The organism is Hymenobacter aquaticus, assembly GCF_004765605.1.
Taxonomy (GTDB): Bacteria; Bacteroidota; Bacteroidia; order Cytophagales; family Hymenobacteraceae; genus Hymenobacter; species Hymenobacter aquaticus.
The window spans coordinates 819,111-844,977 of record NZ_SRLC01000001.1; the positions used below are offsets into that span (position 1 = coordinate 819,111).

Annotated in this window: 30 protein-coding genes; 15 read left to right on the top strand and 15 right to left on the bottom strand. The window is 61.2% G+C overall.

Annotated features, from left to right (window positions below):
- The first annotated feature begins 130 nt into the window (after positions 1-130).
- The 4 genes from E5K00_RS03305 to E5K00_RS03320 are packed head-to-tail and all read left to right on the top strand — an operon-like array spanning position 131 to position 1,890.
- Complete coding sequence (locus E5K00_RS03305) at positions 131-742, top strand: acyl carrier protein phosphodiesterase (RefSeq protein WP_135461651.1); 612 nt, start codon at positions 131-133, stop codon at positions 740-742.
- 52 nt (positions 743-794) lie between these two features.
- On the top strand, positions 795-1,139 hold the full coding sequence (locus tag E5K00_RS03310) for a type II toxin-antitoxin system RelE/ParE family toxin (RefSeq protein ID WP_135461653.1): 345 nt from the start codon (positions 795-797) through the stop codon (positions 1,137-1,139).
- 33 nt (positions 1,140-1,172) lie between these two features.
- Positions 1,173-1,511: a helix-turn-helix domain-containing protein gene (locus E5K00_RS03315; RefSeq protein WP_135461656.1), complete on the top strand. Its 339-nt coding sequence runs from the start codon at positions 1,173-1,175 to the stop codon at positions 1,509-1,511.
- A 25-nt stretch (positions 1,512-1,536) separates the two neighbouring features.
- Positions 1,537-1,890 (top strand): hypothetical protein, encoded by a 354-nt coding sequence (locus E5K00_RS03320; RefSeq protein WP_135461658.1) that lies wholly within the window; start codon positions 1,537-1,539, stop codon positions 1,888-1,890.
- A 72-nt stretch (positions 1,891-1,962) separates the two neighbouring features.
- Here E5K00_RS03320 and E5K00_RS03325 read toward each other — a convergent pair whose 3' ends face one another.
- The 4 genes from E5K00_RS03325 to E5K00_RS03340 form a co-directional block, all read right to left on the bottom strand.
- Positions 1,963-2,478: an FKBP-type peptidyl-prolyl cis-trans isomerase gene (locus E5K00_RS03325; protein ID WP_135461660.1), complete on the bottom strand. Its 516-nt coding sequence runs from the start codon at positions 2,476-2,478 to the stop codon at positions 1,963-1,965.
- A 314-nt stretch (positions 2,479-2,792) separates the two neighbouring features.
- A complete protein-coding gene (locus E5K00_RS03330) occupies positions 2,793-4,775 on the bottom strand; it encodes an AAA domain-containing protein (RefSeq protein ID WP_135461662.1) in 1,983 nt (660 codons plus the stop codon).
- 76 nt (positions 4,776-4,851) lie between these two features.
- Positions 4,852-5,685 (bottom strand): GIY-YIG nuclease family protein, encoded by an 834-nt coding sequence (locus E5K00_RS03335; RefSeq protein ID WP_135461665.1) that lies wholly within the window; start codon positions 5,683-5,685, stop codon positions 4,852-4,854.
- 422 nt (positions 5,686-6,107) lie between these two features.
- Complete coding sequence (locus E5K00_RS03340; RefSeq protein ID WP_135461667.1) at positions 6,108-6,719, bottom strand: helix-turn-helix domain-containing protein; 612 nt, start codon at positions 6,717-6,719, stop codon at positions 6,108-6,110.
- Positions 6,720-6,980: 261 nt separating this feature from the next.
- Between E5K00_RS03340 and E5K00_RS03345 the strand changes: the two genes are divergently transcribed.
- Positions 6,981-7,490: an SRPBCC family protein gene (locus tag E5K00_RS03345; protein ID WP_135461669.1), complete on the top strand. Its 510-nt coding sequence runs from the start codon at positions 6,981-6,983 to the stop codon at positions 7,488-7,490.
- Entirely contained in the window at positions 7,487-7,933 is a 447-nt protein-coding gene (locus E5K00_RS03350; RefSeq protein ID WP_135461671.1) for an SRPBCC family protein, read from the top strand. Before E5K00_RS03345 ends, E5K00_RS03350 begins: the two co-directional genes overlap by 4 nt.
- Positions 7,934-8,195: 262 nt before the next feature.
- Here the strand turns inward: E5K00_RS03350 and E5K00_RS03355 are convergent, their stop codons facing one another.
- Positions 8,196-8,567, bottom strand: a complete 372-nt coding sequence (locus E5K00_RS03355; RefSeq protein ID WP_135461673.1) for a hypothetical protein — start codon at positions 8,565-8,567, stop codon at positions 8,196-8,198.
- A gap of 227 nt (positions 8,568-8,794) precedes the next feature.
- On the opposite strand from E5K00_RS03355, the gene E5K00_RS03360 reads away from it, so the two are divergent.
- A complete protein-coding gene (locus E5K00_RS03360; protein ID WP_135461675.1) occupies positions 8,795-9,730 on the top strand; it encodes an alpha/beta fold hydrolase in 936 nt (311 codons plus the stop codon).
- On the opposite strand, the gene E5K00_RS03365 is transcribed toward E5K00_RS03360, so the two are convergent.
- The 5 genes from E5K00_RS03365 to E5K00_RS03385 all read right to left on the bottom strand — a co-directional run bounded on the left by E5K00_RS03365 (position 9,727) and on the right by E5K00_RS03385 (position 14,931).
- On the bottom strand, positions 9,727-10,158 hold the full coding sequence (locus E5K00_RS03365; protein ID WP_135461677.1) for a DUF1810 domain-containing protein: 432 nt from the start codon (positions 10,156-10,158) through the stop codon (positions 9,727-9,729). The genes E5K00_RS03360 and E5K00_RS03365 overlap by 4 nt on opposite strands.
- Before the next feature lie 160 nt (positions 10,159-10,318).
- Entirely contained in the window at positions 10,319-11,182 is an 864-nt protein-coding gene (locus E5K00_RS03370; protein WP_135461679.1) for an aldo/keto reductase, read from the bottom strand.
- A 92-nt stretch (positions 11,183-11,274) separates the two neighbouring features.
- Entirely contained in the window at positions 11,275-11,625 is a 351-nt protein-coding gene (locus tag E5K00_RS03375; protein WP_135461681.1) for a hypothetical protein, read from the bottom strand.
- 93 nt (positions 11,626-11,718) lie between these two features.
- The gene (locus E5K00_RS03380) at positions 11,719-12,306 is read right to left on the bottom strand and encodes a hypothetical protein (RefSeq protein WP_135461683.1); all 588 of its coding nucleotides are present in this window, start codon (positions 12,304-12,306) and stop codon (positions 11,719-11,721) included.
- A gap of 327 nt (positions 12,307-12,633) precedes the next feature.
- Entirely contained in the window at positions 12,634-14,931 is a 2,298-nt protein-coding gene (locus E5K00_RS03385; protein ID WP_135461685.1) for an efflux RND transporter permease subunit, read from the bottom strand.
- A 155-nt stretch (positions 14,932-15,086) separates the two neighbouring features.
- Here E5K00_RS03385 and E5K00_RS03390 point away from each other — a divergent pair, with 155 nt between their 5' ends.
- From E5K00_RS03390 to E5K00_RS03425, 8 genes are all read left to right on the top strand, one after another.
- Positions 15,087-15,338: a hypothetical protein gene (locus E5K00_RS03390; RefSeq protein WP_135461687.1), complete on the top strand. Its 252-nt coding sequence runs from the start codon at positions 15,087-15,089 to the stop codon at positions 15,336-15,338.
- Between the two features lie 122 nt (positions 15,339-15,460).
- On the top strand, positions 15,461-16,576 hold the full coding sequence (locus E5K00_RS03395) for a type I restriction endonuclease (RefSeq protein WP_135461689.1): 1,116 nt from the start codon (positions 15,461-15,463) through the stop codon (positions 16,574-16,576).
- 107 nt (positions 16,577-16,683) lie between these two features.
- Complete coding sequence (locus E5K00_RS03400) at positions 16,684-16,962, top strand: hypothetical protein (RefSeq protein WP_135461691.1); 279 nt, start codon at positions 16,684-16,686, stop codon at positions 16,960-16,962.
- A gap of 40 nt (positions 16,963-17,002) precedes the next feature.
- The gene (locus E5K00_RS03405) at positions 17,003-17,491 is read left to right on the top strand and encodes a cupin domain-containing protein (RefSeq protein WP_135461693.1); all 489 of its coding nucleotides are present in this window, start codon (positions 17,003-17,005) and stop codon (positions 17,489-17,491) included.
- A gap of 81 nt (positions 17,492-17,572) precedes the next feature.
- Positions 17,573-18,043, top strand: coding sequence for a nuclear transport factor 2 family protein (locus tag E5K00_RS03410; RefSeq protein WP_135461695.1), 471 nt, complete (start codon positions 17,573-17,575; stop codon positions 18,041-18,043).
- A 46-nt stretch (positions 18,044-18,089) separates the two neighbouring features.
- Positions 18,090-18,884 carry a thymidylate synthase gene (locus tag E5K00_RS03415; protein WP_135461697.1) on the top strand — a complete coding sequence of 265 codons (795 nt, stop codon included), beginning with the start codon at positions 18,090-18,092 and terminating at the stop codon, positions 18,882-18,884.
- A gap of 3 nt (positions 18,885-18,887) precedes the next feature.
- On the top strand, positions 18,888-19,196 hold the full coding sequence (locus tag E5K00_RS03420) for a hypothetical protein (RefSeq protein WP_135461699.1): 309 nt from the start codon (positions 18,888-18,890) through the stop codon (positions 19,194-19,196).
- A gap of 353 nt (positions 19,197-19,549) precedes the next feature.
- Complete coding sequence (locus tag E5K00_RS03425) at positions 19,550-19,738, top strand: hypothetical protein (protein WP_135461701.1); 189 nt, start codon at positions 19,550-19,552, stop codon at positions 19,736-19,738.
- Here E5K00_RS03425 and E5K00_RS03430 read toward each other — a convergent pair.
- From E5K00_RS03430 to E5K00_RS03450, 5 genes are all read right to left on the bottom strand, one after another.
- Positions 19,735-20,547: an aminotransferase class IV gene (locus E5K00_RS03430; protein ID WP_135461703.1), complete on the bottom strand. Its 813-nt coding sequence runs from the start codon at positions 20,545-20,547 to the stop codon at positions 19,735-19,737. The genes E5K00_RS03425 and E5K00_RS03430 overlap by 4 nt on opposite strands.
- Before the next feature lie 96 nt (positions 20,548-20,643).
- Complete coding sequence (locus tag E5K00_RS03435; RefSeq protein ID WP_135461705.1) at positions 20,644-23,160, bottom strand: T9SS type A sorting domain-containing protein; 2,517 nt, start codon at positions 23,158-23,160, stop codon at positions 20,644-20,646.
- A 148-nt stretch (positions 23,161-23,308) separates the two neighbouring features.
- The gene (gene dprA, locus E5K00_RS03440; protein ID WP_135461708.1) at positions 23,309-24,439 is read right to left on the bottom strand and encodes a DNA-processing protein DprA; all 1,131 of its coding nucleotides are present in this window, start codon (positions 24,437-24,439) and stop codon (positions 23,309-23,311) included.
- 76 nt (positions 24,440-24,515) lie between these two features.
- Positions 24,516-25,262 carry a DUF4241 domain-containing protein gene (locus tag E5K00_RS03445; RefSeq protein ID WP_135461710.1) on the bottom strand — a complete coding sequence of 249 codons (747 nt, stop codon included), beginning with the start codon at positions 25,260-25,262 and terminating at the stop codon, positions 24,516-24,518.
- Between the two features lie 46 nt (positions 25,263-25,308).
- Positions 25,309-25,671: a MerR family transcriptional regulator gene (locus E5K00_RS03450; RefSeq protein ID WP_100336180.1), complete on the bottom strand. Its 363-nt coding sequence runs from the start codon at positions 25,669-25,671 to the stop codon at positions 25,309-25,311.
- Positions 25,672-25,867 lie beyond the last annotated feature (196 nt).

Consider the following 25,867-nt stretch of genomic DNA (forward strand, 5'->3'; position numbering starts at 1 on the left):
CCGGAGCCCGTTAACATTGTAGGGCGAACTTTGTAGTTCGCGTAGCCCGCGCCGTGTAGGTATCCGGAACGGCCCAAACGGCGCGGGCTACGCGAACTACAAAGTTCGCGCTACGGCATTGCCTCTATTAATGAACTTCCTGGCCCACCTGCTGCTCTCCGGCTCGCCCGCCGCCCCCGATTACGCGGATATCGTTATCGGCAACTTTGCCGCCGAGGCCGTGCGGGGCCGGGCCCAGGTGCTGGCCTACCCCGCCGCCGTGCAGCGCGGCATTCATTTGCACCGCTTCATCGACTCGTTTACCGACGGCCACCCCGTGGTGCGCCGCACCACTGCCCGCCTGCGCGCGGCCGGCCTGGGCAAGTGGGCCGGCGTGGTGGCCGATATGGGCTACGACCACCTGCTGGCCCGCGACTTCGCCCACTTTCACCCCGCCGAGCCTTTGCCCGCGTTCAGCCAGCGCCTCTACGCCCTGCTGCACGCCCGCCGCCACGAGCTGCCCGAGCGCCTGCAGCACATGCTCCAGTACATGCGCCAGGGCGACTGGCTGACCGGCTACGCCCAGCCCGAAGGCTTGCACCGCGCCCTGCTGGGCCTGAGCCGCCGCGTGCCCAGCGGGGCCGTGCTGGCCACGGGTGCCGCCGCGTTTCTGGCGGAGCGGGGGGCGTACGAGGTAGATTTTCGGGAGTTCTGGCCGGAGCTGCGGGCGGGGGTGGAGGAAAGATTGTTTACAGGAATGTAAACTTTTTTGTATCGTTGCCGCGTCTTTACTACTGACTGACGGGCTGCTCTCCATGCAAAAGCCGATTGCCGTTGCCTTAACTGAGGAAGCCGATGCCTTTGTGCTGGCGCTGGCTCCGGAAGTTAGGAAGCGGTTTGCTAAAGCATTCGAGAAAACCGAGCTGGGCTTTAAAGGCGACTGGTTTCAGAAAATGACGAACACGGCCGACATCTGGGAGTTTCGCGTTGATGGGCCAAACCACACCTACCGGCTGTTTGCCTTCTGGGATACCACGGGTGCTACTGATACGCTCATTATCTGCACCCACGGCCTGGATAAGAAAACCCAGAAGACGCCCGCCGCCGATATTGCCCGCGCCGAGCGTGTCCGGCAAGCCTGGCTTGCGGGCCGCCGCTAACTCACCACACACCACTTAAACGTTACCCCATTCATGGCTACTACTACCAACCAGCCCGCCGCCGAAACCCAGTCCATCCGGCTCAAACGGTTTCAGGATGTGAAAAGCAGCTATGTAGGAGCCGAGGGCACACCGGAGCGCCACACCTACGAAGCCGAGCTGCGGGCGGAAGTCATTGCCGAGAAGATCAAGGAGCTGCGCAAAGCCCGCCACATGACCCAGCAGGAGCTGGGCGACAAAATCGGGGTGAAGAAAGCCCAGGTTTCCCGCCTGGAAAGCAGCACCGCCAATATCACCCTCGACACACTGCAAAAAGTGTTTCTGGCGCTGGGCGCGCGGGTTACGTTCGGAATTGAGCCGCTGGGGGAGTAGGGTTATTTGGCTAGTAAAAAGAATTATGAAAAAGGTATACAAGTACTATATAGAAGATACAAACTTTGGTTCTGGTTTAGCTTACGTAGAATTTGATGTTGAATCAGGCGAACCTTTGAGGCAAGTAAATGATTACGTCAACATTCTGCTGTATTGCTATTGGGATGCTGACAATGGCAAAGAGGTCGGTACATGTTATTTATCTGAGCAAAATATAAACTCAGGATTTAACCATGAAGAAGACAAAGTATTAGAAGAAATCTTTAGAAGAAAATGGGAGAGGGCAATTGCTATTCAAGACGATAGACTTGATATTCAGAATAAACATGAATTGTCTTTGGAGGAAGCACAGTCGATTATAATCAGAATCAATAGATAGTTATTTTTAAAATATAGAAACAAAAAACGGGGCCACACGGCCCCGTTTTCATTATCAGCATATAGCCAAATCTTAGTGGTGATGCCCACCTTCGCCGTGTACGTGGCCGTGGTCCAGCTCTTCTTTCGTGGCGTCGCGCACGGCGGCTACCTTACCGTCGAAGTGCATGACCATGCCGGCCAGAGGGTGGTTGAAGTCCATCTTCACGGTGTCGGCGCCGATTTCGACGATTTTGCCCTGCATGTGGTTGCCCTGGTTGTCGGACATGGGCAGGAAGTTGCCTTCCTGCAGCATTTCCTCGTCAATCTTGCCGTCGATTTCGAAGACGTTCTTGGGAATGTCGACCACGGCCTGCTGGTCGTAGTCGCCGTAGGCCTGCTCGGGGGTGAGGCTGAAGGTGAAGGCGTCGCCGGCGCTTTTGCCGCTGAGCTGGCTCTCGAACTCCTCGGGCAGGCCGCTCTGGCCAAACAGGAACACCATCGGGGCGTCGGCCTCGGCCGATTCTACCAGTACTTTCTCTTGGTTTTCGTCGGTCACACTCAAGTCGTAGGTGATGGTGACGACTTTATTGGGGCTGATCTGGGCCATACTCGGGGTGGATTAAGTATCCGGGTTGGGTGAAAAAACGGTTTCGGGCGGCTAGTTACGGAAATGCCGGGTAAAAAGCGGCGCTGCGTACTACTGATACTGATCGGCGGGAAATAGGGTTTTGCCTCACCCCCGGCCCCTCTCCCGAGGAGAGGGGAGCCTGCCGCTCTGGTGCTGCGCAGCTACGTCGGCTTACGCCTCCGCAACTGCTACCGTTGTAACAGAATGCTAAAAGCCACTGCTGAGAAGCAGTAGCTTTTATTCGGCAGTGCTACTAAGCTCCCCTCTCTTCGGGAGAGGGCCGGGGTGAGGCCCTACTGCAGCTCCCAGGCGGTTCTATACGCCCCGATGCTTTCCACGTAGTCCAGGAAGGCTTTGTAGAAGGGGTGGGAGCCCAGGGTGCTGGAGTCGCCGACGATGAGCAGCTTGCGGCGGGCCCGGGTCATGCCCACGTTCATGCGGCGAATGTCGCTGAGAAAGCCGATTTCACTCTGGGCGTTGCTGCGCGTGAGGCTGATGGCAATAATGTCGCGCTCCTGGCCCTGGAACGAGTCGACGGTGCCGATGCTGAGCATGCGGTGCTCCATCAGGCCCACCAGCTCGTCGTTGTCTTCCACCGCGTCCTTGAGGTAGTTGATCTGGGCGCGGTAGGGGGCAATGACGCCGATGGTGAGCAAGTCGTCGGTGTGGTCGGCCGGGTCGTAGACTTCCAGCAGCTGCGAGAGGCGCTTGAGCAGCAGGTCGGCTTCCTCGGGGTTGGCAATGGAGCGGCTTTCCTCAATGCCCAGCTCCTGAAAGCCGAAGCCGGCAGTATCCAGGAACTCCACCGGCAGGTCGGGGGCGAAGCGCAGGTCGTAGGCGGGCAAATCGGCGTGGGCCACGCCGGGCGCGGCTTTCAGGCGGCCTTCGTAGAACTGCTCGGAGCTGAACGCCATGATCTGCTCGTGCATGCGGTACTGCACTTCCAGCATGCGGGCCGCGTCGGGCTGGCGCTTGATGCACTTCTCGAACAGCGTCTCACGCAGGCCGTCCCGGGCCGCCTGGTCACTTTTCACGGTGGGCGGCAGCTGCTGATGGTCGCCGGCCAGCACCACCCGGCTGCCCTTGGTTATCGGAATCCAGCAGCCGGGCTCCAGGGCCTGGGCCGCCTCGTCGATAAACACGGTTTCGTAGGTCAGGTGGCGAATGGCGCGGTTCGAAGCGCCCACCAGCGTACAAGTAATGACCTGCACTTTCTCCAGCAGGTCCTCGGTGATGTAGCGCTCCAGGTTGTCGGAGTCCTGGAGCATCTGGTGGGCCATTTCCTTGAGCAGACGGCGCTGCTCGCGCTCCTCCCAGCCAAAGTGGCGCTTGAATTTGCCGGCCTGCTCGCGGTACTGCTCGGCCGTCTGGCGCATGCTTTTCAGCTCCCCGTAGCTCTTGTGCTCCATAATCTGGGCGTCGAGGGTGTGGTGCAGCAGCAGATCCGACACGCGCGAGGGGTTGCCCATGCGAATCACGTTGACGCCCCGCTCGGCCAGCTTTTCGGTCAAGAGGTCCACGGCCGTGTTCGAGGGCGCGCACACCAGCACCCGCCGCTCGCGCCGGATGGTTTCCAGGATGGCCTGCACCAGCGTGGTGGTTTTGCCCGTGCCGGGCGGGCCGTGAATAATGGCCACGTCCTTGGCCGCCAGCACGTGGCGCACGGCCGCCAGCTGCGACTCATTCAGGGGCGAAGGGTAGTACAAAGTGGCTTCGGCTTCGGGGCGGTAGCGGGCGGGCTTGACGCCCAGCAGCACGTCGCGCAGCTCGGCCAGGCGGTTTTCGTAGGCGCCCATCACCTTGCCCAGGGCGTGCTCCATCTCGCGGTAGCTCACCTCGTCGAAGGTCAGGTCCACGCCCAGCTTGCCGTCGTCGACCCAGTCGGGCAGGTCTTCCTTGTTGGTAGCCAGCAGGATTTTATTGCGCTTCACGCTGGTAATCACGCCCGACAGGGTGGGGCGGTCGGAGGCGGCGCGGCCGGGAATGTTGCCAAACAAAGCCGCGTTTTTGCCGACCTGAAACAGGTGCAGGCCGCCCTGGCCCGCCGGCCGCTCAATTTCGAGCACCAGCTTGCCGCCGAAGCCGATTTCTTCCTGGGTGATTTTCACCGGGTACCAGGTCAGGCCGCGCTTCTGGCGCTCGGCAATGGTGGCCTGGGCACTCTTGATTTTAAACTGTTCGAGGTCCTCTTTCTGCTCCAGCTTCATGAGGGCCTGCACCTTGCGCAGCTCTTTCTCGATGGCGTACGGGTCGGTATAGGTAGGTTGTTCAGACAAAAGGGTAGTCGTTATGAAGTCCGCTGGTAACAACGGAAACGGCAAAATGGTGGCCGAAGGTCGGGGAGAATTGTGGTTAATTCAGATTCAGGCCAAAAGTCCGGCTGCCTAACTTGTGCTTGTACAGGGTTTCGCGGGCCAGTACTTCCTTGCTCGTCATGGTTTTGGGGAGCGTCATGAGTATCGTAAACCGAAAATGCCGCGCATACTGCGGGTCGGTGGCGAGCAGCGCCTCCAACCGTACGTTGCCGCCGTGTCCGTTGGTGCTGACGTAGCTGGCCCAGCGCTGCCAGATGCCGCCCAGGCCAGCGGCTGAGCCAATATACTGCTGGCCGGTGTGGGTGTCAAGAATCAGGTAGATACCCGCCACGGCGGAAAGCATCCGTTGCCATTCGTCACCAGCGCCAGTGTTTTTCACCAGGGTTTTCAACTCGTCGAAGTCGAGCACGAAGTCAAGGTAATCTTTGAAAGGCCGCGCAAAAGGCTGCGGCTGAATTTCCACTACCACTTTTGCGTCAGGTCCAGCGGGGCGCAGCCATTGGTGCCAGCTAATGGTAGCGGCGCCCCAATTAATAATAACCCGCTCGGATAGATCTTCAAAACCCACGACCTCCGTGAGGCGGTAGTATAGATGTGGGTCGTTGGGGCGCATGTCGTAGCCTGCCACCTGAAAAACGCCCACGAAACGAGCCCGGCCGTTTTCTTCACCCAAAAACGACACGATATAGTCGCAACCTCTGAATATGTCGCTGGTTTGCTGACTTTGGTATTCCAGAAACCTATCCTTTTCACGACGGTACCAACCATGCGGATCAAAAGCTTGCCGCTGGTCTTTGTGGCGTACCAGTTTGATAGAGGCCGCAAGGGACAAGCCCCTGTTAGCCAGTAATTCGTTTAGGGTAATAGGCATATTTCAGGAGCGGGAAGATTGAAAATAGTATCCAACCCGAATAAGCAGGGCAAATACAAGCCCCAGCGGGGCGAAATGTCGGTAGAATAAATGCTCTTTCTGTTTCTGAAAAGCCCCAGCGGGGCGACACCTGGCCTTGAGCAGTGTCGCCCCGCTGGGGCATTGGGCCTTTGTGGGGGCAAACTGCCACCGGTATGTCGCCCGCTGAGGCTATTGTGCCCCGCCGTGCAGTGCAGAGCCCGAACGATGTAGAGACGCATACTTGCGTCTCCGCGTTGAACGACAGGGTAGCCCGACAATATCAGCGGCCTAATGGCGGCGAAGCCAACGCCCAGATGCGAAGGGGCGCGTATCTACAGCGTCCTGGCCCTGTCGTTCAACGATTGAGACGCAAGGTTGCGTCTCTACACGCGCTTGGCTGCTCAGGAAGCCGCCGGCTCTTCCTGCTCCAGCAGCCGCGCCAGCGCCTCGGCTTCTTCGCGCAGCAGCCGCTCGCGCAGCACCAGGTGGGCGCGGGCCAGGGGGCCGGGGCGGGGCACGGCGGCAATAGCGGCTTCGAGGCGGGCCAGCCACTTTTCGGCCTCGGCCGGTTCAAAGGCGGGGTCGAAGACGGAGCCGGGCGTGGCCAGGGCCTGGCGCAGCACGGCCAGCCCCTGCCGGCGGCGCAGCAGGGTGGCATCCTGTAAGGCCAGGTTTTCGAGCTCGTAGCGCAGGTTATAGGCCAGGTGCGCACAGCGCCGCTGGCGTTTGCGCACGACGGAGGCTTCGTCGGTTACCTGGTAGGCCGGGGGCGCGGGCGCCGGCAGCGGCGCGGGCGGGGGGAGCGGGCGGGTCGTCAGGCGCATGTCCGCCAAGTGGCTCAAGCGGCGCTCGACGGCGGGCGAAAACTGCCGCCGGCCGGCTTCCACCGCCTCCACGTGGCGGACGGTGACCTGGAGCCAGCGGGCCAGATCGGCCTGGGTGAGGGCAAAATGCTCCCGCACGTCGGCGGCCGGGCTGGAGGAGAAAGAACGAGGGGGAGTGATGCGGCCCATACCTTGTGGCGTACCTTTTAAAAAATAAAACAGAAGGTACGACAAGATTGGAGTACCTTCTGTTTTATTTTTTAAAAGGTACTACTGCGTTGGAGTACCTTCTGTTTTTATTTTCAAAAGGTACGCCACACGGGTAGCATCTTCTGGTTGGTGTTGCAAAAGGCACAACTACTCATGCGCCGCATGCGCCGGCACTACCCACCGGGCCGGGGCTGTTGTCTGTGCCGGGGCTACCTTCGCCCCGCACCTACCCAGCCGGCAATGACCCACGCGCACACGGAAAAAATAATCGAGGCGGAAATCCGGATTGAGGCCGCTCCGGCGGTGGTCTGGGACCATATCACCAACGTGCAGCTCGAGCAGTTTGCCGATCCGCTGCTTTTCCGCCTGCTCGACGTGCCCAAGCCGCTGCGGGCCGAGCTGCTCACGGATGGGGCCGGGGGCAGCCGCACCGCATACTTTGCCAACGGGAAGAAGTTCGAGCAGAAAATCCTGATTTGGGAGCCGTATACGCGCTATTCCTTCCGGTTCAACCCCGAGCCCGGCTTTCGGGTGGGCTATGTATTTGAGCTGTCGGCGGGAATATTCCGGATGCTGGCCGGCTCGTATTACCTGCGTCAGGATGAGGCGGGTGGTACCTGGCTCCGGCTCGAAACCCAGTACAGCGTGCAGCGTCGCCTGCGCTACGTGCTGCTGCCGCCCATCACGCTGGTGCTGCGCGTGTTTCAGCGCTATCTGCTAACTTCCATCAAACGCAACGCCGAGCAATGAAGCAGACCAAGTTTATCGAAGCCATCCAGATTGAGCGCCCGGCCGAGCAGGTGTTCGACTATACCCAGGACTACGGTCAGCGCCTGGTCTGGGACACGTTTCTGCGCGAGGCCGTGCTGCTCGACGGGGCCACCGAGGCGGCCAAGGGCGTGAAGTCGTGGTGCGTATCCCGGCACGGTCTCGGGCTCGAAACCGAGTACGTGTCCTTCAACCGGCCCACGGTAGCGGCCATCCGCCTGACCCGGCCCATGAACCTGTTCCGCGCGTTTGCCGGCTCCTGGCGCTTCGAGCCCGTCACGCCGGAGCTGACCAACACCATTTTTACCTACTCCTTCGCCCTGCGCTTTCCCCTGGCCCCGTTGACCCCACTGGTGCGCTATATACTGGCTGCCAACGTGCGCGGCCGCCTCCGGGACTTGAAGCTGAATCTGGAGGCGCGGTAGAGACGCAATATGTTGCGTCTCCTCGTTGAACAGTTGGCCGCTGGGGGCAGCGAATTCAGCAACGAGGAGACGCAACATCTTGCGTCTCCTCGTTGCACCATAGCAGGGCAGGGTGCAACGAGGAGTCGTTCAACGACGAGACGCAACATCTTGCGTCTCTACCGCGGGCCGACAGCTTTCGTCCTTTACTTAAACAGCTTCTCAGGCGTTGCTGAAGCTGCTTGGAACAGAGCTGTTCGACGACAAGCCGCGCCTCCGCGCCCTACGCGAAAAAGTCGCTGGGGTCGGTTTGGCCGAGGTACTTGCTCAGGCTGCCCAAATCGGCGAAGATGGGCTGAATACGGGCCATAAACTCCCGCACGGCGGCTTCGGAGTCGGCGTAGAACAGCAGGTTGGCCTCGGTGGAGAAGCCTTCCACGTGCTCCAGCAAGTCGGGGGCTGCTTCTTCCAGAATGGTCAGGATGTGCTCTTCCCAGCTGGTGCCGCCGCCGCCGTAGCCGTGCTTTTCGAACAGGTAGAAATGGCCTTCCAGGGCCGGGTCGACCTCGACGTCGGCGGTGATGCCGAACTGGAAGTCCTCCACGCGCATCGCGGCGGGCAGGGCGAAAATCTTGAAGGGGAAGGTCGTGGGCATGGGGGCGGCCGGGGTGAGGGGCAAAGCTACGCCGTAACGCGAAGTTCCACGCGGCGGGTGGTCCGCGCCAGGAGCGCCAGGAGCAGCGGGCGGCTTGCGCCCGCTACGTCGGCAACGGCTCGCGACGGTAGAACTTCGCGTTACGGCTAACTATACCGGTGCCGGGGCGTATGCCAGTAAACGTTTTTCCCCCACCCGGCTTTCCGCCCGGCGTTTTCCCCCATCCTATGGCACTGCACTACATTCGGCAAGGCGCCGGCCCGGCTCTTCTTCTGGTTCACGGCATCGGCGGCAGCTGGCGCTCCTGGAACCCTCTGCTCGACGCCCTGACGGCCGCCCACGAGGTCATAGCCGTCGATTTGCCCGGGCACGGGGCCTCGCCGCCGCTGGCCGGGGCGCACACCATTGCCACCCTGGCCGACGCGCTGACCGCCTTCCTGACCGAGCACGACCTGCTGGGCATCGACGCGGTGGGCAGCTCGATGGGGGCCCGGCTGGTGCTGGAGCTGGCCCGGCGCGGCGGCGTGCTGGGCGCGGTGGTGGCCCTGGACCCCGGCGGGTTCTGGGCCGGCTGGGAGGTGCCGTTTTTCTACCACTCGGTGGCTATTTCCCAGAAGCTGGTGACGGCCCTGCAGCCCGTGATGCCCGCCCTGATGAGCTCCGCGGTGGGGCGCACGGCCCTGCTGCCGCAGTTTTCGGCCCGGCCCTGGGCCCTGCCCACTGAGCACGCCCAGAACGAAATGTACTCCCTGGCCCACACCCCGGTGTTCGGGGAGCTGCTCGACACGCTGGCCCACGGCCCGGCTCAGCAGGGCGCCCCGGCCGGCTCCCTGCCGGCTCCGCTCGTCATCGGCTGGGGCCAGCAGGACCGGGTGTGTCTGCCCGCCCAGGCCGCCCGGGCCGTGGCCAAGTTTCCCGACGCCCGCCTCCACTGGTTTGCCAATTGCGGCCACTTCCCGCAGTGGGACCAGCCCGCCGAAGCCGCCCGCCTGATTCTGGCCACCCTGCGCCGGGAGCCGTTCCGCGACCAGGACATTGCCCGCTTTGCCCAGCCGCCGGCCCCGGCGCGGGCCGTGCCCACCACGGCCATTATTGCCAGCCTGGCCGTGGCGGCCCTGGGCAGCTGGTTGCTTTACCGGCGCCAAAAAGCGGCCGGGAGCTAGCCCGCCGGGCTGAGCAGCTGCCGGGTTTTGGCATCGGGAGCGCCGTTGAAAAACTTGTCGAGCACCTGCTGGAAAACCGGGTCGGTGGGGGCGAGGGCGGCGAAAAGCGTCATCGAGGAGTGCAGCTTCACGTCGTCGGGGCTGCCCAGGATGCGGGTGGCGTCGGTGCCCGGCAAGGCCAGCAGGGCCCGGCTGATTTCGAGCAGGCGCGGGCCCAGCACCGGGTGCTGGAGGTAGGCTTCGGCTTCCGCCCGGTCCTGGATGGCGTAGAACCGGGACGTTTCGCTGAAGCCCAACCCCTGAATCTGGGGAAAAATGTACCACATCCAGTGGCTGCGCTTGCGCCCGGCCTTGATTTCGGCCAGGGCCGGGGCGTAGTCGGTAGCCTGGGCCGAGACGAAGCGCTGCAAGTCGGAGGAACGGGTCATGGGCGAGTTTTTAAGTGAGCAATAAGCGGCTTTCCTTGGGGCGGACCGCGTTAGGCAGTGCAATGCAAACGCAAATCGGCCCGCACGAAGCACTGCCGAGAGTACTCCGTACGGGCCGGGTTGGGGCCGGGGTTGGCTTGCGCCGCCTAAACGGCGCTGCTTAGCGGCCGAAGTTGTCGAGCTCGGCCAGATCCTCGGCCGTGAGCTGCACGTCGGCGGCCTTCACGTTTTCCTCCAGGTGCTTTACTTTCGAGGTGCCCGGAATCAGCAGGATGTTGGGCGAGCGGTGCAGCAGCCAGGCCAGGGCCACTTGCTGCTTGCTCGCGCCGTGCTTCTGGCCAATCTGGGTGAGCTTGCTCAGGGCCTGCTCGTTGCCGCCGGCCAGCGGATACCACGGAATAAAGGCCAGGCCGTGCTGCTCGCAGAATTCCAGCTCGGCTTCCCACTTGCGGTTGTCCACGCTGTACATGTTCTGCACCGACACCACCTTCACGTACTGCTGGGCCTGTTGAATCTGCTCCACCGTCACCTCCGAGAGGCCGATGTGCTTGATCAGGCCGTTTTCCTGGGCCTGTTGCAGAAATTCCAGGGTCTTTTCGAACGGCACGTTCGGGTCGACGCGGTGGAGCTGGTAGAGGTCAATCTGGTCGAGCTTCAGGCGCTGCAAACTGCCTTCCAGGGCTTCTTTGAGGTGTTTGGGGCTGGCGTCGATGGGCCACTGGTTGGGGCCGGTGCGCAGCAGGCCACCCTTGGTGCCAATCACCAGGCCGGGGGCGTAGGGGTGCAGGGCCTCGGCAATCAACTCCTCCGACACGTTGGGACCGTAGCTGTCGGCCGTGTCGATGAAGTTGATGCCCAGCTCCACGGCGCGCCGTAGCACCCGGAGGGACTCGGCATGGTCCTGGGGCGGACCCCAGATTCCGTCGCCGGTGATGCGCATGGCGCCGTAGCCCATGCGGTTAACGGTCAGCTCGCCACCCAGGGCGAAGGTTTTGGCAGGTGCGGTTGTGGGTTGGTTAGCCATTGAAACGGGTTGAAAAGTAAGGTATACGCAGGTAGACGAATGAGGCGGCGTTTTACCGTATGCTGACAACCAATGCCAGCCCTAAAGAACCCTCAGGCGGCGAAGTGGCGGCCGCAGCCGGCGCAGCGGTACCGGGTGGTGCCGGCGTAAAACAGGCGTTGCCAGAAGCGCACCGCCGGGGCCGGAGCCACCTCGGGGCTGCCGCAGCGGGGGCAGCGCAACACGGCCAGGGTGGTCCGCCGGGCCTCAAACTGTTCCAGTAGCTCGCGGGCGGCTCCGGCATCGGCTTCCTCAATGAGCAGCTGGTACCAGATTCCGTCGCCAAACGGAAAGGAGGGTGGCCCGCAGGTCTTGACCAGGGAGCTGATTTCCAGCCCCAGCAGGTCGTTATACAGCGCCACCGCTTCGGCATACGTCAGGTACTGGGCGGCGGGAATGAGCATAGGACTAGGGGCGGGGCGGGGCAAAAGAACGTCATTGCAGGCGCAGAATGGTCGACATGCCGTTTTCGCGGACAACTACGGACAACGACCCTGTTACCGCCGCGCGCCGCGCCGGGTGGGCCGCACCTGCCCGCGCAGCCGGAAAATATACCACAGCAGCACGATGCTCAGCCCGGCCAGGCCGGCGGCAATCAGCTCCCGGCTCACGCGGGCGGTGGTGGCTTCCTCGGCGGCGGCCTGAGCTTCCTGCAGCTTCTTTTCGCGCTGCTTGTCCCGGATCTGCAGGTTCTGGATCTGGTTTTCCAGGTCGTAGAACCGCTCCCGGGTCATCGACTGGTCGCCCTGGGCCACGGTGGCCTGGCGCTGGGCCTGGGTTTTTTCCGCCACGATGGTCGCCGTGCGGCGAATCGACGACTCCTTCAGGGCCTTCACGATTTCGGTGTCTTTGCGGATAATACCCTTCAGGGCATCCACTACTTCCTGCAAATCCTTTTTGGACGGCTTGTTGGCCAGAAACGCGTTGCGCTGGGCACTGGCCTGCTCGTACTGGCGGATCAGCTCTTCCCGCTGCTTAATCAGGGGCGTGAGCGGGTCGGGCGGGGCCGCGGCGGGGTCCGGCGCCTGGGCCTGGGTAGTCAGAACGGAAAACAGCAGTAGAAAAGTAAACAGACGCTTCATCATGGGGCAAAGTAACGAGGAAGTCGTCTGAACGGTTGGCGGGGGGTGAGGAATGTGGGGAATGTGAAGAATGTGGAGGAATGTGAGGAATGTGGAGGAATGTGAGGAATGTGCGAAATGCGTCATTGCCAGGTGCAGGCGCAGCCGTGGCCACCTGTTCTCTGAAATGGGCGGAGTTTCCTTCACTGAAAAGCCCTTTCCTACCGCGGCAGGAAAGGGCTTTTCAGTGAAGGACGTTTGTCGCTAGCAGCGGACGGCTGGCCGCCGCTTGAAGCGCGGAATGCCGGGCCGCTTGCGCCAGCCGAACATTAAACTCACCACCTCACCATCTCACAATTTCACCGCCAGGGGCTGGCGGATTTCCTTGGGCTTGTGCTTGTAGAAATACAGGATGAGAATGGGCAGCAGGGTCAGCTCGGCTACCACGCCGAAGAGCAGGGTCAGGCCGATGAGCAGGCCCACGTAAAAGGTGCCGTCGAAGGAGGAGAAGATGAGCGTGCTGAAGCCGCCCACCAGAATCAGGGACGTGACAATCACCGCTTTGCCGGCCATCAGGTAGGTTTTGCGCACGGCCTTGAATAGGCTCCGCTCGTGCAGCAGGGTCAGCTTGAGCTTGCTGATGAAGTGGATGGTGTCGTCAACGGCAATACCGAAGGCAATGGTGAAGATGATGCTGGTGCTGACCTTCATGCTCACCCCGGCCGCGCCCATCACCCCGGCCACAATCAGAATCGGGACCAGGTTGGGAATCAGCACCACGATGGTCATGCGCAGGCTGCGGAAGAGCAGCAGCACGATGAGCGTGACCATCACAATGTCGATGCTCATGCCCGTAATCATGTTGAGCGTGAGGTTTTCGTTGTTTTTGTCGATGAGGTTAGCCGAGCCGGTGAGGCGGGTTTGCAGAATGTTGGGGTCGGTGTGCTGCCGTAAAAACCCACGCAAGTCGGCATTCAGCGCGTCGGCCCGGATGCTGCCCACGTCGGGCATGCGGCCGGTGAGGCGGCCCGCGGAGGCGTCGGGCAGCACCAGGGCCCGGAACTCGGGCTTCTTGCGAAACAGCTTCACCCGGCGCACCAGCTGCTGCAGCTCGGCCTCGGAAGCGGGCAGGCGGTACTCTTCCAACAGGCCGCCGTTCAGGGCCTTGCGCACCGATTTGATGATGGTCACGGGCGAGGCCACGAAGTTCAGGCCGTAGCTTTTCTGCAGGTAGGTTTCGATTTCCTCGGTTTCGCGCAGCACCTGCAAATCGTAGATGCTGCGGCCGGGGGCCGGCTGCAAGGCCAGCTCGAAGGGTCGCACGCCGGCGAAGTTCTTCTCGAAAAAGGCGAAATCCAGCTTTACCGGGTCGTTTTTCGACAAATCATCGAGCAGGGCCGAGTTGATGCGGATGCGCGAAGCCGAGGCCACCGAGCCAATCAGAATCAGGGCTGAGAGGCCCACCACCAGCCGGCGCTGGGCCAGCACCGTGCGAAACAGACGGCCCAGCACCCCGTCCCAGCTGTGGCCCTCGGCGCGCGGCACCCGCAGCTGGGGCTTGCGCAACAGCACCAGCATGGCCGGCAGCAAGGTAAACGACAGGGCAAAGGTGAGCAGCACGGCAATGCCGGTAAACAGGCCGAAGTTGTAGATGGGCCGGATGGTGCTGGTCATCAGGGTAAAAAACCCGATGCTGGTGGTAATGGCCGACAAACCCGAGCCGAAGCCCGACTCCTTGAGGGCAATCAGCAACGAATCCTTTTTGCTGGCCCCGTAGCCCAGCTCGGTGCTGTAGCGGGTGATGATGTGGATGGTGTCGGACATGCCCACCACGAAGAGCATGATGGGCAGCAGGGCCGTCATCAAATCGATGCTGACCCCGCAGGCGCTCATCAGCCCCAGGCCCCACACAATAGCCCCCAGCACCACCACCAGGGGCAGCACCACGCCCCACCACGTCCGGAAGGTGAACCAGAGCAGCACCGTGACCAGCACCACCGACAAGCTCATAAACACCACCAGCTCCCACTGCAGCCGGTCGACGAACACCGACTGGGCCACCATCTTGCCGGCCAAATGGTACTGGCTTTCGGCCACGCCCTGCCGGCTGAGCTCGGTGCGCACGGCCGCCAGCAGCGAGTCGCCGGGCGGCTTGCTCAGGTTGGGCGCGGTCTGAAACAGGATGGTCACCGCGTGGGCGTCGCGCGCAATCAGGTTGCCCACTAGGCCCGGCGTGCGGTATACCAGCACGGAGTCCTGGGCCCGGCGGGCGGGCTCCTGCGGGTGCAGGTAGGGCACGTTGAACACGCCGAAGCCTTCGACCACGGGGTTGGTGGCGTTGGTGGGCGAGGTGACGTGCACCACGTGGCGGCGCTGCTGAATAAAGCGCGTCAGCGAATCGACTTTGGTCAGGAACCCGGGCTCAAATACCGAGTGACCCTCGGGGGCTTCCAGGCCCAGCAGCACGTAGTCGTTGTCGTTGCCGAAGCGGGCCGAGTACTGCTGGTAGTAGTCCAGGTCCGGGTCGCCGGCGGGGTAGAAGTCGTTGAAATTGTAGTTGAAGCGCAGCTGGGCCACGAAATAGACGCTCACGGCCGTAATCAGGGCCAGGCCGAGCAGGGTGAGGTAACTGAGTTTGCGAAGCGGCATTCGGAAAGCTAAGGCCGCGGCAGAAGGGCGGCAAATCAGGAAAAAGCACCCCGGGGTGGCGCCGGACTTTGCCGGCGCTTTTGTACTTTAGGGGCACCAGGGAGCCAACCATGCCCCGCCGGCTTTTGTTTCCTCACTTCTTAGATATCTCCTCCATGAAAAACGTCCTGCTCGCCCTGACCCTGTTGGCCTTCGTCGGCACCGCTTCCGCCCACGATGGCAAAGATGAAAAAGGCAAGAAAGGCAAGAAAGAAGCCTGCTCCACGGAAATGAAGGCGCATTGCGCCAGCACCGGCAGCACGGCCGCCACGCCTTCCTGCTGCATGAAAAAAGGCGGCAAAACCGCCTCCGTGAAGCCCGCCGACAGCACCCCGGCCGCTGCAACGCCGGTAGCCAAGTCGCTGTAGGCAGCGGCAGAAGCTGAGTTATTGAAAAAGCCACCTGTATGGGTGGCTTTTTTATTTTTAGTTTAGAATAGAATCATACATTTAGAGAGTACATAATCCTCTTACTCAATTAAAAACAATGTATGGATCTTATTGACCAGCTTACCAACTTGGCGTCGAGGGCGCAGAAACAGATTTCTCACATTCAAACGGAGGAGGCAACCAAGAACGCTTTGGTAATGCCCTTTATCAACGCCCTCGGCTACAATGTATTTGATCCAACTGAAGTAGTACCGGAGTTTGTCTGTGATATAGGCACGAAAAAAGGAGAGAAGATAGATTACGCTATTGTGCGGGATGGGAAGCCTATCATTCTCATTGAGTGTAAACATGTTGGTGGAGAGCTGAATATCAACCATGCCAGTCAGCTGTTTCGCTACTTCCACGTCACCGAAGCCCGCATTGCTGTCTTGACAAATGGGGTCAGCTACAAGCTGTTCACTGATCTGGAACAGCCAAACAAGATGGACGAGCGGCCATTCATGGAATTCGACCTGTTTAATTTCCATGAAAATGACGTTGCCGAAATCAAGAAGTTAAGCAAGCCTGCTTTCAACATTGATGACATGCTGTTCGCCGCGTATAACTTGAAGTACATGCGTGCTTTCAAGAAGTATTTCGACGAACAATTCAATCAGCCCTCAGCAGACTTTATTCATTTCGTGTCGAAGCAGATTTACGATGGTACCCTTACGTCAAAGCTGAAAGAGCAATTTAGCGTCTTGGTGCACCGCTCGTTTCAACAGTTCCTCAACGATAAAATAACAATGCGTCTGCGCTCCGCTATGGTCGACACCAGCGGACAAGGCCCATTGGTCAACGATTTGCCGCCGGTTCAAGTAGCTGAGCCTGTTGGCAACAGTGAAACGGAAGCTAAGGATAAAGACATTGAAACGACTGTTGAAGAAACAGAAGGCTTCATGATTGTCCGCGCAATCCTGCGTAAGACAGTTGCTGTCAATCGTGTAATAATGCGTGACGTGCAATCTTACTGCGGCATCTTGCTGGATGATAATAACCGCAAGCCTATCTGCCGCTTACACTTTAATAGCAGTAAGAAGTACGTCACCTTATTTGACGTAGAAGGGGGTGAAAGAATGGATATTGCTTCACTGGATGATTTGTATGGCTTTGCCTCCAGAATCAGAGCTGCCGTGCAACGACACGAAACCAAGAGTATAGAAGCTCCTGCTGCGTGAAGCAGCAAGCGCAAAAAAGAAAAAGGGCTGCCTTACAAGGCAGCCCTTTTTTATAAGGTTGATACCGTACATTTATTTACTCAACCGAGAAAGTATTTATGGAGAGGATGCGCTATCAACCAACAACAAAGCTTAAAGCGCGGCTGCTTACCGCCCTGGTCGTAGTGCTGGGGTTCGGCGTGGCCTACAACGTGCTGGCCGCGCTGGATGTCATGGTCAGCCTGAAGTATGAGACAGATGGCCCGCAGGAGTGCTTCTCGCTTATCACCGGCCATAATCTGTGTCTGCGCCTGAAAATTCACGAAATAGCGGCCCCGGTCTGCTTTTTTCTGGCGCTCGGCCTAGCCATTGCCAAAGATGTGTGGCTGGAAAAAGTGAATAAGTAATCTTTGTCGTCATCCGTTTCACGCTTTATTTCTTGTCTTTGTGAGCAGCGCCCAGGCCATCATTGAGAAACTACACCTGCTGCCGCACCCGGAAGGCGGCTATTACCGGGAAACCTACCGGGCCGCTACCAGCCTGGTCATGGCAACCGGGGCTTCCCGCCATGTCAGCACGGCCATTCACTACCTGCTGGAAGGCGCCGATAAGTCCCACTTCCACCGGATTCAGTCCGATGAGCTGTGGTTTTTCCACCAGGGCCAGGCCCTGGAAGTTGTCCTGATTCAGAACGGCCAGCTGGTTACTATCGTGCTGGGCAATGACCTGGCAGCCGGCGAGGCGCCCCAGGCCGTGGTACCCGCCCACACCTGGTTTGGGGCCCGGCTTAAGAATGAAACCGGCTTTGCGCTGGTGAGCTGCACCGTCGCGCCCGGCTTCGACTTCCGGGATTTTGAGCTGGCCGAGCGGGCAGCGTTGGTTCAGGAGTTTCCGCATTTGCAGGCTGTCATCGAGCAGTTTACCCGCCACGCCTAGTGCCGGTCAGCAGAGGAAGCCGCCCACGGCGGCGGCTTTTGCGTTAGTAGCAACTCTGCCTGCCACCCTGAGTTAACTCGTATGCGTCCCGTCTTCGTTTTTCTGCTCAGTCTGCTGCCGGTAGCGGCCAGCTTCGCCCAGCGCGGCGCGCCCCGGCCGCCCGACCCGAAAGTGGCCCAGGAGCTGCTGCAGCTGGAGCGGCGCTGGAACGAGGCCATCGTCCGCCGCGACACGGCCTTTATCAGCACGCTGCTGGCCCCGGATTTCCTGTACGTAGCCGCCGACGGCAGCGTGAATGACCGCAAAACCGTGCTGCTGGCCGTCAGCAACCCCAACTCCGTCGTCAACCCCTTCCAAACCGAGGACGTGCGGGTGCGGCAATACGGCAACAGCACGGTGATTCTGACCGGCTGGTTTCTGCAAACCGGCACCTGGCTGGGCCAGCCTTTCGCCGTGCGCCTGCGCTACACCGACGTGTACGTGAAGCGCAAGGGCCGCTGGCAGGCCGTGTCGGCCCAGGCCGCCGTGTTGCCCGCGCCGCGCAAATCCTGAGACGGGAGCTGCCGGGAATCCTGCGCCGGCTTCGTACTTTCGCGCCATGCAGCAGTACCTCGACCTCGTTAGCCACATCCTCAACCACGGCACCCCGAAAACCGACCGCACCGGCACCGGCACGCTCAGCATCTTCGGCCACCAGATGCGCTTCGACCTGCAGCAGGGCTTCCCGCTGGTCACCACCAAGAAGGTTCACCTGAAAAGCATTATCCACGAGCTGCTGTGGTTTTTGCGGGGCGATACCAACATCAAGTATCTGACCGACAACGGCGTACGGATCTGGGACGAGTGGGCCGACGAAAACGGCGACCTGGGCCCGGTCTACGGCAAGCAGTGGCGCAACTGGCCCCGGCCCGACGGCTCCCACATCGACCAGATTGCGGAAGTCGTGCGCCAGCTCACCACCTCGCCCGACTCGCGCCGCATCCTAGTGTCGGCCTGGAACGTGGCCGAGCTCGACCAGATGCACCTGATGCCCTGCCACGCGCTGTTCCAGTTCTACGTGGCCGACGGCCGGCTCAGCTGCCAGCTCTACCAGCGCTCCGCCGACGTCTTTCTGGGCGTGCCCTTCAACATTGCCAGCTACGCTCTGCTCACGCTGATGATGGCCCAGGTCACGGGCCTGCAACCCGGCGAATTCATCTGGACCGGCGGCGACACCCACCTGTATTCCAACCACCTGGAGCAGGCCCGCCTGCAGCTTACCCGCGCCCCACGGCCCTTGCCCCAGATGCGCCTCAACCCCGAGGTAAAAGACCTCTTCAGCTTCCAGTTCGACGATTTCAAGCTGGAAAACTACGACCCGCATCCCGCCATTAAAGCCCCGGTGGCAGTATAGCGCATGCTGGACTTTCTGGGAGAAATGGTCCTGCAAGGCCTGTTTTCCGCGCTGCTGCGGGTGCTGGCCTGGCTAATCAGGATGATATTCTACTGGCCGATACTTGGTGTCGGCTGGCTCTGCCTGTGGTGGCCGCAACGCGCGCAGGTCGGCGGGTTGGGCAAGATCTGGAAGCAGCATCCACTGGCCGCTATGCATCAGGCGGGTTGGCGCGCCACGGTAGTGGTCATGCAATATTCCATTGCCGTGCTGCTGCCGTTGCCGCTGGTGGCGCTACTCGTTTGGCTTGTAGTGTATTACGCTACCCGTTAAGTCCGGCACCGGCGCTAACATACTACTCCAAGTCAGGAATTTTGAAAGCAGTTATTTAGGCTTATAAAGTTGGATTTATTTCAAAACGATTATTCTGGAGAAACGGCGTGAAGTAAACTGCTGTGTTTATATAAATATTATAAAATGAGGTATTTGCCAAGATATGTTGCTCTGTAGGGGCGAGGTGCTTACTGTTAGGCTTTGGTTGATTTTAGCAAATTTCCAATAGAAAGGGAATTTTATGGCTCCGTTTTCGTTTGAAAATAATTCAACTGAATCCAAAAAGTACAAAAGGACGTAGATTGCACGGTAATCCGCGCCCCACCTATTGTACCTTATTGCCCATTACCGCTGTGTCCACCTTAGAATTGCCTTTGCTGCCTCGTAAGCACCGCGCCTGGATTGCGCTTTATGCCCTGGAAGGGTGTGAGCAGGATCGGGCGGAAATCCTGCGCACCAACGACGTCACGGAAGCCGACCTGGTCGAGTTTGAGGAAAGCTGGCTGCGGCTGCGCTGCCGCAACGTGGCTCCCAGCCGCTAAGCCCGTTTCTCCCAGTCGCGCAGTGCCGTCAGCGCCGGGTGCTCTACCTGAAAATGCTGCGTCCCCAGGGTTCGTATCGATCTGATGCCGGCCACGTTGGCGACGAAAACCGCCTCGGCCCGCGCTACGTCGGCCGGCGTAAACAGGTCTTCCACGCAGGCAAGGCCGTGTTGCCGGGCCACGCGTAGCAGGTGAGCCCGCCGCACGCCGGCTACGCAGCCCGTAGTCAGGGCCGGGGTGTAAAGCTTGCCTTCTTTCAGCCAGAAAACAGCGGCCGCGCCGGCCTCGGCTACGTGGCCGGCGGCCGTGGTGAGAATGATTTCGTCGAGGCCGCGCTGCTGCCGCTCGTGCGCCGCCCGCACGTAGAGCCACGCCTGCGGCCCTTTGCAAAAACTGAGTGGGGACGGCTGGGCGTGCGTTTGCCGGGCGAAATCCACTACTTCCAGCGGACTATCATTCTCCTCGAACCCCTCGGCCGTGGCCAGCCATTCGGCCTGGTCGGTGAGGGGCGTGTAGCGGCCCGCGCCGGTGCGCCACACCTGCAAGCGCAGGCGGACGGGCCCGGTGCTTATGGCCTGCACCAGGCGGGCGAGGGTGGCTTCCAGGGCGGCCGCCGAGGCCAGCGCGGCCGGCAGTGTGAGGTAGAGGGCCGCCGCCGCGCTGGTCATGCGGGCGTGGTGGTCGGCGGCGTACCGCAGGCGGTTATCCGCGAAAACCAGGGTTTCGAAAAAACCGTCCCCGAAAGCCAGCCCACGGTTGGGCAGCGGCAGAGTCGCAGTCGGCAGCAGAACGTCGTTGAGCAGCAGCATAAGCTGCAAGGTAAGGCGCAAATCCTACGGGCCGGCACAAAAAAAGGGCGAACCTCGCGAGGTTCGCCCTTTTCCGGTTGGGGTTGCCCCGCCGCCCTATTGCACCTGAATGCGACGGGTCACGATACCCTCGGCATACACGACGCGCAGCAGGTAGATGCCCGCTGGCAGCGCCTCGACGGCCAGCGTGGCCGGGGCGGCGCCGCTCAGCGTACGGCGCAGCACGGGCCGACCCAGCGCGTCGAGCAGCTCCAGGGCCTGGGCGTGGGCCGAGGCGTCGGGGACTACGGTCAGCTGCTGTTGCGCGGGCACGGGCCAGGCCTGGGTGCGGTCGGCTACGGCCTGCGGGGCAGCCACGTGCAGCACGTTTGGCACGATGAGACGCGCCAGGGCCATGTCGGCCTGCCCGCCGATGGTGGTGAAAAAGCCGCCGGCCAGCACCGCGCCGCTGGGTTCAATCAGCAGGCTGCGGACACTGCCGTTAGGCACGGCCGTGGCGGCAAACGTGGCGTCGGCCGTGCCGTTGGCCAGCACGCGGGCCAGGTTGGTGGGCAGCGAGGAGCTGGTAAAGCTGCCGCCCACCAGCACGCGGTTGTTGGGCTGCACGGCCAGGGTGTAGATGGTGCCGGTCAGGGCGGGCGGGGTGAAGCCCGCGTCCAGGGTGCCATCGGCGTTCAGTCGGGCCAGGTTAGCCCGCACCGAGCCGTTCACCGCCCCGAAGACTCCACCCGCTACCAGCTTGCCGTCGGGCTGGAGGGTCAGGGCAAAGAAGCGGTTGCTCGGAGAATAAGTCCCGGAAGCAGTGGTGAAGGGCACGCTGGTGAAGCTGGCATCGACGCTGCCGTTGAAGTTCAGCCGCACCACGCGCGTAGCGGATGAGCCCGATGCGTTGCGGAAGCTGCCGCCGACGAGCAGCTTGCCATCGGCCTGCAGGGCCATGCTGCCGAAAGCGGAAAGGGAGTTGTTGCCGCTGGTAACCGGGGCGAAAGTACCGTCATACGTGCCGTTGTTGAGCAGGCGCACCAGGTTGGAAACCGGCGCGTTGCCATACTGCGTGAACGGGCCACCCACCAGCACGCGGCCGTCGGGCTGCACCAGCACGCGGGTCGGAGCCGAGGGGAAAAGGCTGGCTGCAAAGCTGTTGTCGGGGCTGCCGTTGGTCAGGTAGCGCCGCAGCTGCCGGCCCGAGGCCACCACCACCCGGCCGTCGGGTTGCAGGGCCAGGTCAGTAACCGCCACGTCGAGGGCACTGGTAGTGTTGAAGACGAACTGGCCGTCGAGCGTGCCATCGGTATTGAGGCGGGCCAGCCGCCGCGCGCTCTGGCCGTTTATGTCCATAAACGAGCCTCCGATGAGCAGCTTGCCATCGGCTTGCCGCGCCACGGCGCTGACGTTGCCGTTGACTTGCGTCACGGGCTGCCAGCTGGCGTCGACGCTGCCGTCGGTGTTGAGCTGCAGCAGGCTGCGGTCGAGCGTGCCGCTGAAGTTGGTGAAAAAGCCGGGCACGGCCAGCTTGCCCGAGCTCAGCAGGGTGATGGAATACGGCAGGTAGTTCGGGTCGCCAATGGCCTGGTACGACGCGTCGATGCTCCCGTTGGTATTCAGGCGCACCAGGGGCGTCGCCAGGGAGTTGGTTTTAACCAGGATTTTGCCGTCGGCCTGTACTTCCATGGCTTCGCCATAATAGCTGTAAGCGCCGTAGGGCTCACTCAGCAGGCTAGGCACGGTGAACGTGTTGTCGCGGACCCCGGAGGGCAGTACCCGCTGCAGACCCACGCCGGTGGGCGAGGCGGCCGACGTCACCACACCCGCCAGCAGAATGCTGCCGTTGGGCTGCACCTTGATGTTGTATATCTGCGAGTCGAACTGCAGGCCGGCGTTAAACGAGGTGTCGAACGAGCCATCGGCGTTCAGCCGGGCCACGCCGTTGCAGACGTAGCCATTATACGAGTCGAAATCGCCGCCGATGAGAAACTTGCCCCCGGGCGCGGGTGCGATGGTCCATACCTCACCATCAGCCCCAGAGCCCTGGTTGAAGGTCGGATCCACTGAGCCATTGGCGTTCAGGCGCACGATGCCGTGGGCCGTCGTACCGTTGAACTGTTCGAAATACCCCACGGCCAGGGTCTGGCCGTTGGCCAGGGGCAGGGCGTCGTCGAGGTAGGCTGCGCCGGTGCCGTACGAAGGGCCCGTGCCCGGGTCGAAGCTCGCGTCGGCGGTGCCGTTGGCGTTGAGGCGCAGCAGCCCGCCCGCGCGGGTGAGGCCGCCCACCGTCAGGGGCGAGTTCGAGAAGGCCACCAGCAGGTACTGCCCGTTGCTTTGCAGCTTGGCCCGGTACACGGCGGCCGCCGCGCCAATGTTCTGGTTGAAGGCCGCATCCAGGGAGCCGTCGGCGTTGAAACGCGCCAGGCGGGGCACGGCCGTGCCATTAATGCGCGAGAAGCTCCCGACGACGACCCGCTTGCCATCCGGCTGCTCGGTAACGGAATAGGCAGTACCCGGGGCATAGACCTGCAGGCCCGCCAGGCTCGGCGACAGAGTCTGGGCCGTGGCGGGTGCCCCGGAAAGCGCCACCAGCGCGAGGCCGGAGGCAACTAGTAAAAATGACTTCATTCGATAGGATAGAGGGTGAAAAAGAAGCCGAAATTACCGCCGGGGCCCAGTTTGGGCAAATAAATTTCGACCAACTGCCTGATGGGGCGGTAAAGTCGGCGCCGGACTTCATTGTAGCAGGAACAAGCCCCGGCCCGGCGGCTTCGGCCTACGCCAGCACGAACTTCTTGCCCGGCAGGGCCTTTACCACGCCCCGAAACTCCAGGCCCAGCAGCAGGGTGGCGACTTTGTTCACCGGCAGCTGAGCTTTCCAGCTCAGGTTGTCCATCTGCTCTTCCTTGCTGACCAGCAGCACTTCCAGCAGCTGAAATTCCTCGGCGGTAAAGTCGGCCGGGTCGTAGGTGGGCGTGGGCTTGAACTTGCCGCTCTGGTGCAGGGCCGCGTCCCAGTTCAGGAGCTGCTCCAAATCGGCCGGCTCCCCGTAGAGGGCGGCCTTGTTGGCCTTAATCAGGTCGTGGCAGCCCTCGGAGGCCGCCGAGCCCAGGTTGCCAGGTACCGCCAGCACGTCCTTGTTGTAGCTCAGGGCAATTTCGGCCGTTATCAGGGCTCCGCCTTTGCGGGCCGCTTCCACCACCACCGTGCCGTCGGACAAGCCGGCAATAATTCGATTTCGCGCCGGGAAGTTAAACCGGTCGGGCTGGGTGCCGAAGGCAAACTCGGTGAGCAGGCCGCCCTGGGTGAGCATCTTCTCGGCCGTTTTGCGGTGGGCGGCGGGGTAGAGCACGTCCAGGCCCGTGGCCATGACGCCCACGGTTTCCAGGCCTTCCTGCAAGGCGGCGCGGTGGGCGGCAATGTCGATGCCGTAGGCCAGGCCGCTGACGACCAGGGGGCGGTGCACCACCAGGCCCTGCACCAGCTTTTCGGTTTGCTCCCGGCCGTAGTCGGTGGCCTTGCGCGTGCCCACGATGCCGATGGTTTTGGGCTGGTTCAGATCGGCCGTGCCCTGGTAGTAGAGCAGCACGGGCGCGTCGGGAATGGTTTTAAGCCGGCTGGGGTACTGCTTGCTGGTGTAGAACAAGAGCCGCACCCCGTCTTTTTCGGCCTTGCGCAGCGCGTCTTCGGCCCGCTTCAGGGCCGAAGTCCGCTCGGCCCCGGTGAGCGTGGCCACGGTGGTGGGTCCCACGCCCGGAATCTTGCGCAGCTTGCCCGGGGGCAGCATCAGTACGTTTTTGGCCGAGCCCCCGTAGCTCATCAGCTGCCGCGTGAGCTGCGGCCCGATGCCGGGGAAAAGGGTGAGGGCGACTTCGTGGAAAAGGGTATCGTCGGGAGAAATAGGCATGCTAGAGGTTAGAATAAAGAAATCAGACAATTACAATGCTAAGCTGGGTAATGATTTAGTGTTGCTGGGGTATTTGTTACCAAGTAATTACCTGAAAATCAGTAAGAAGTCGACATGGGCGGTTTTGCGAGTCGAAGCCTACATACGTAGCGTAACTGCCGTCACCCCAGCCTGTTTCGAAAGCCGCTAGCGTGTCACTTTGTGCTGCGTACAGGAAGCCTGTTCTGTAGGCTTTGTTGTCGGGGAGTAATTCAAAACTTTTGACAAACAGCTGCTCGTACGCTGCTTCAGTTGTCAGCTGTTTGCCAAGTGGCTCAATGTGTTCAGCATCAATGAATAGTGCGGTGCCAGCATCTACGGAGAAACCGTAATAAGAGGAGTCGCGGATAGCAAGAGGTTTCTGTCCCGGGAGAAGAGCCAGTTCCCATCTTTTCACAGGCTGGGTTGAAAATAGGATGCGCGCAAAGGCTACTCGTCTATCCCTGTTGAATCGCGCAATAGCCAGTTCTACCGGAAAGCGGCCACGCGGAAACTCCGTTGTGAAAGCCGTAGCGCGCATTGCCACCGGATCGGTGGCAACGATGCGACCGGAAGGCACGGGTAGGGTCCCTAGAAAATCAGTTGTGAAGGCAATGCGGAAGCTGTCTTGCTGGATCTTCGCCCCCGGAAAAAAGCTAGTTTCAAATACGGCTGGTTCGGCCGTAACCTGATAGGGCGTACGCAGGATGGTTTTTTTGCCGGGCTTGACTATGCCACTTGGCGTGGAAGCACAAAAATTGGTAGCTAGGCCACCCACTGCAAACAACAAGTGATAAGCACGCATGAATAGTAGTATCCAGAATGAACAGATGCCTCTAATTATATAATAGCTACCCCTGCTGGGCCTTGCCAATGGCGTCCAGCTCCTTTTTCATGGTTACCAGAAAGCCGCGCACCTTCTCCAGGCTCTGAATCACGTCGATTTTCTCCTTGAGCTGGGGGCCTTTCTGCTTGAGCATGTCGCGCGCGCCGGGAATGGTGTAGCCGCGCTCCTTGACCAGGTGATAAATCGTGCGGAAAATGTCCACGTCCTGGGGCGTGTAGAGGCGGTTGCCCTTCTTGCTTTTGCGCGGGCGCAGCTCCTCAAACTCGGTTTCCCAGAACCGGATCAGCGACGGGGCCACGTTGAACTGGGCCGCCACCTCGCCGATGGTGAAATACTGCTTCTCGATGTCGCGCTCTTTGTAGGGCATGGGGGAGGTATCAAAATTAAACAGGCCGTCATGCTGAGCGCAGTCGACGCATGACCCGGCCAAAAGCCATAAAGACTTTCCAGTTTCGCTTTCCGGCTTAGTCGGCTAACTTTGCCGGAACGGCCTTTCCGCTGGAAAGGCGAAAAGTAACCAAATTCCCGGCCGCCGCCAATTCCGGTCCACCGGCTTCCTGTAG

What these genes read in the sequence shown, in the direction of transcription:
- E5K00_RS03305 (WP_135461651.1), top strand. Translation starts at nt 131, where the DNA reads ATGAACTTCCTGGCCCACCTGCTGCTCTCCGGCTCGCCCGCCGCCCCC.
- E5K00_RS03310 (WP_135461653.1), top strand. Translation starts at nt 795, where the DNA reads ATGCAAAAGCCGATTGCCGTTGCCTTAACTGAGGAAGCCGATGCCTTT.
- E5K00_RS03315 (WP_135461656.1), top strand. Translation starts at nt 1,173, where the DNA reads ATGGCTACTACTACCAACCAGCCCGCCGCCGAAACCCAGTCCATCCGG.
- E5K00_RS03320 (WP_135461658.1), top strand. Translation starts at nt 1,537, where the DNA reads ATGAAAAAGGTATACAAGTACTATATAGAAGATACAAACTTTGGTTCT.
- E5K00_RS03325 (WP_135461660.1), bottom strand. Translation starts at nt 2,478, where the DNA reads ATGGCCCAGATCAGCCCCAATAAAGTCGTCACCATCACCTACGACTTG.
- E5K00_RS03335 (WP_135461665.1), bottom strand. Translation starts at nt 5,685, where the DNA reads ATGCCTATTACCCTAAACGAATTACTGGCTAACAGGGGCTTGTCCCTT.
- E5K00_RS03340 (WP_135461667.1), bottom strand. Translation starts at nt 6,719, where the DNA reads ATGGGCCGCATCACTCCCCCTCGTTCTTTCTCCTCCAGCCCGGCCGCC.
- E5K00_RS03345 (WP_135461669.1), top strand. Translation starts at nt 6,981, where the DNA reads ATGACCCACGCGCACACGGAAAAAATAATCGAGGCGGAAATCCGGATT.
- E5K00_RS03350 (WP_135461671.1), top strand. Translation starts at nt 7,487, where the DNA reads ATGAAGCAGACCAAGTTTATCGAAGCCATCCAGATTGAGCGCCCGGCC.
- E5K00_RS03355 (WP_135461673.1), bottom strand. Translation starts at nt 8,567, where the DNA reads ATGCCCACGACCTTCCCCTTCAAGATTTTCGCCCTGCCCGCCGCGATG.
- E5K00_RS03360 (WP_135461675.1), top strand. Translation starts at nt 8,795, where the DNA reads ATGGCACTGCACTACATTCGGCAAGGCGCCGGCCCGGCTCTTCTTCTG.
- E5K00_RS03365 (WP_135461677.1), bottom strand. Translation starts at nt 10,158, where the DNA reads ATGACCCGTTCCTCCGACTTGCAGCGCTTCGTCTCGGCCCAGGCTACC.
- E5K00_RS03370 (WP_135461679.1), bottom strand. Translation starts at nt 11,182, where the DNA reads ATGGCTAACCAACCCACAACCGCACCTGCCAAAACCTTCGCCCTGGGT.
- E5K00_RS03375 (WP_135461681.1), bottom strand. Translation starts at nt 11,625, where the DNA reads ATGCTCATTCCCGCCGCCCAGTACCTGACGTATGCCGAAGCGGTGGCG.
- E5K00_RS03380 (WP_135461683.1), bottom strand. Translation starts at nt 12,306, where the DNA reads ATGATGAAGCGTCTGTTTACTTTTCTACTGCTGTTTTCCGTTCTGACT.
- E5K00_RS03385 (WP_135461685.1), bottom strand. Translation starts at nt 14,931, where the DNA reads ATGCCGCTTCGCAAACTCAGTTACCTCACCCTGCTCGGCCTGGCCCTG.
- E5K00_RS03390 (WP_135461687.1), top strand. Translation starts at nt 15,087, where the DNA reads ATGAAAAACGTCCTGCTCGCCCTGACCCTGTTGGCCTTCGTCGGCACC.
- E5K00_RS03395 (WP_135461689.1), top strand. Translation starts at nt 15,461, where the DNA reads ATGGATCTTATTGACCAGCTTACCAACTTGGCGTCGAGGGCGCAGAAA.
- E5K00_RS03400 (WP_135461691.1), top strand. Translation starts at nt 16,684, where the DNA reads ATGCGCTATCAACCAACAACAAAGCTTAAAGCGCGGCTGCTTACCGCC.
- E5K00_RS03410 (WP_135461695.1), top strand. Translation starts at nt 17,573, where the DNA reads ATGCGTCCCGTCTTCGTTTTTCTGCTCAGTCTGCTGCCGGTAGCGGCC.
- E5K00_RS03415 (WP_135461697.1), top strand. Translation starts at nt 18,090, where the DNA reads ATGCAGCAGTACCTCGACCTCGTTAGCCACATCCTCAACCACGGCACC.
- E5K00_RS03420 (WP_135461699.1), top strand. Translation starts at nt 18,888, where the DNA reads ATGCTGGACTTTCTGGGAGAAATGGTCCTGCAAGGCCTGTTTTCCGCG.
- E5K00_RS03430 (WP_135461703.1), bottom strand. Translation starts at nt 20,547, where the DNA reads ATGCTGCTGCTCAACGACGTTCTGCTGCCGACTGCGACTCTGCCGCTG.
- E5K00_RS03435 (WP_135461705.1), bottom strand. Translation starts at nt 23,160, where the DNA reads ATGAAGTCATTTTTACTAGTTGCCTCCGGCCTCGCGCTGGTGGCGCTT.
- dprA (WP_135461708.1), bottom strand. Translation starts at nt 24,439, where the DNA reads ATGCCTATTTCTCCCGACGATACCCTTTTCCACGAAGTCGCCCTCACC.
- E5K00_RS03445 (WP_135461710.1), bottom strand. Translation starts at nt 25,262, where the DNA reads ATGCGTGCTTATCACTTGTTGTTTGCAGTGGGTGGCCTAGCTACCAAT.
- E5K00_RS03450 (WP_100336180.1), bottom strand. Translation starts at nt 25,671, where the DNA reads ATGCCCTACAAAGAGCGCGACATCGAGAAGCAGTATTTCACCATCGGC.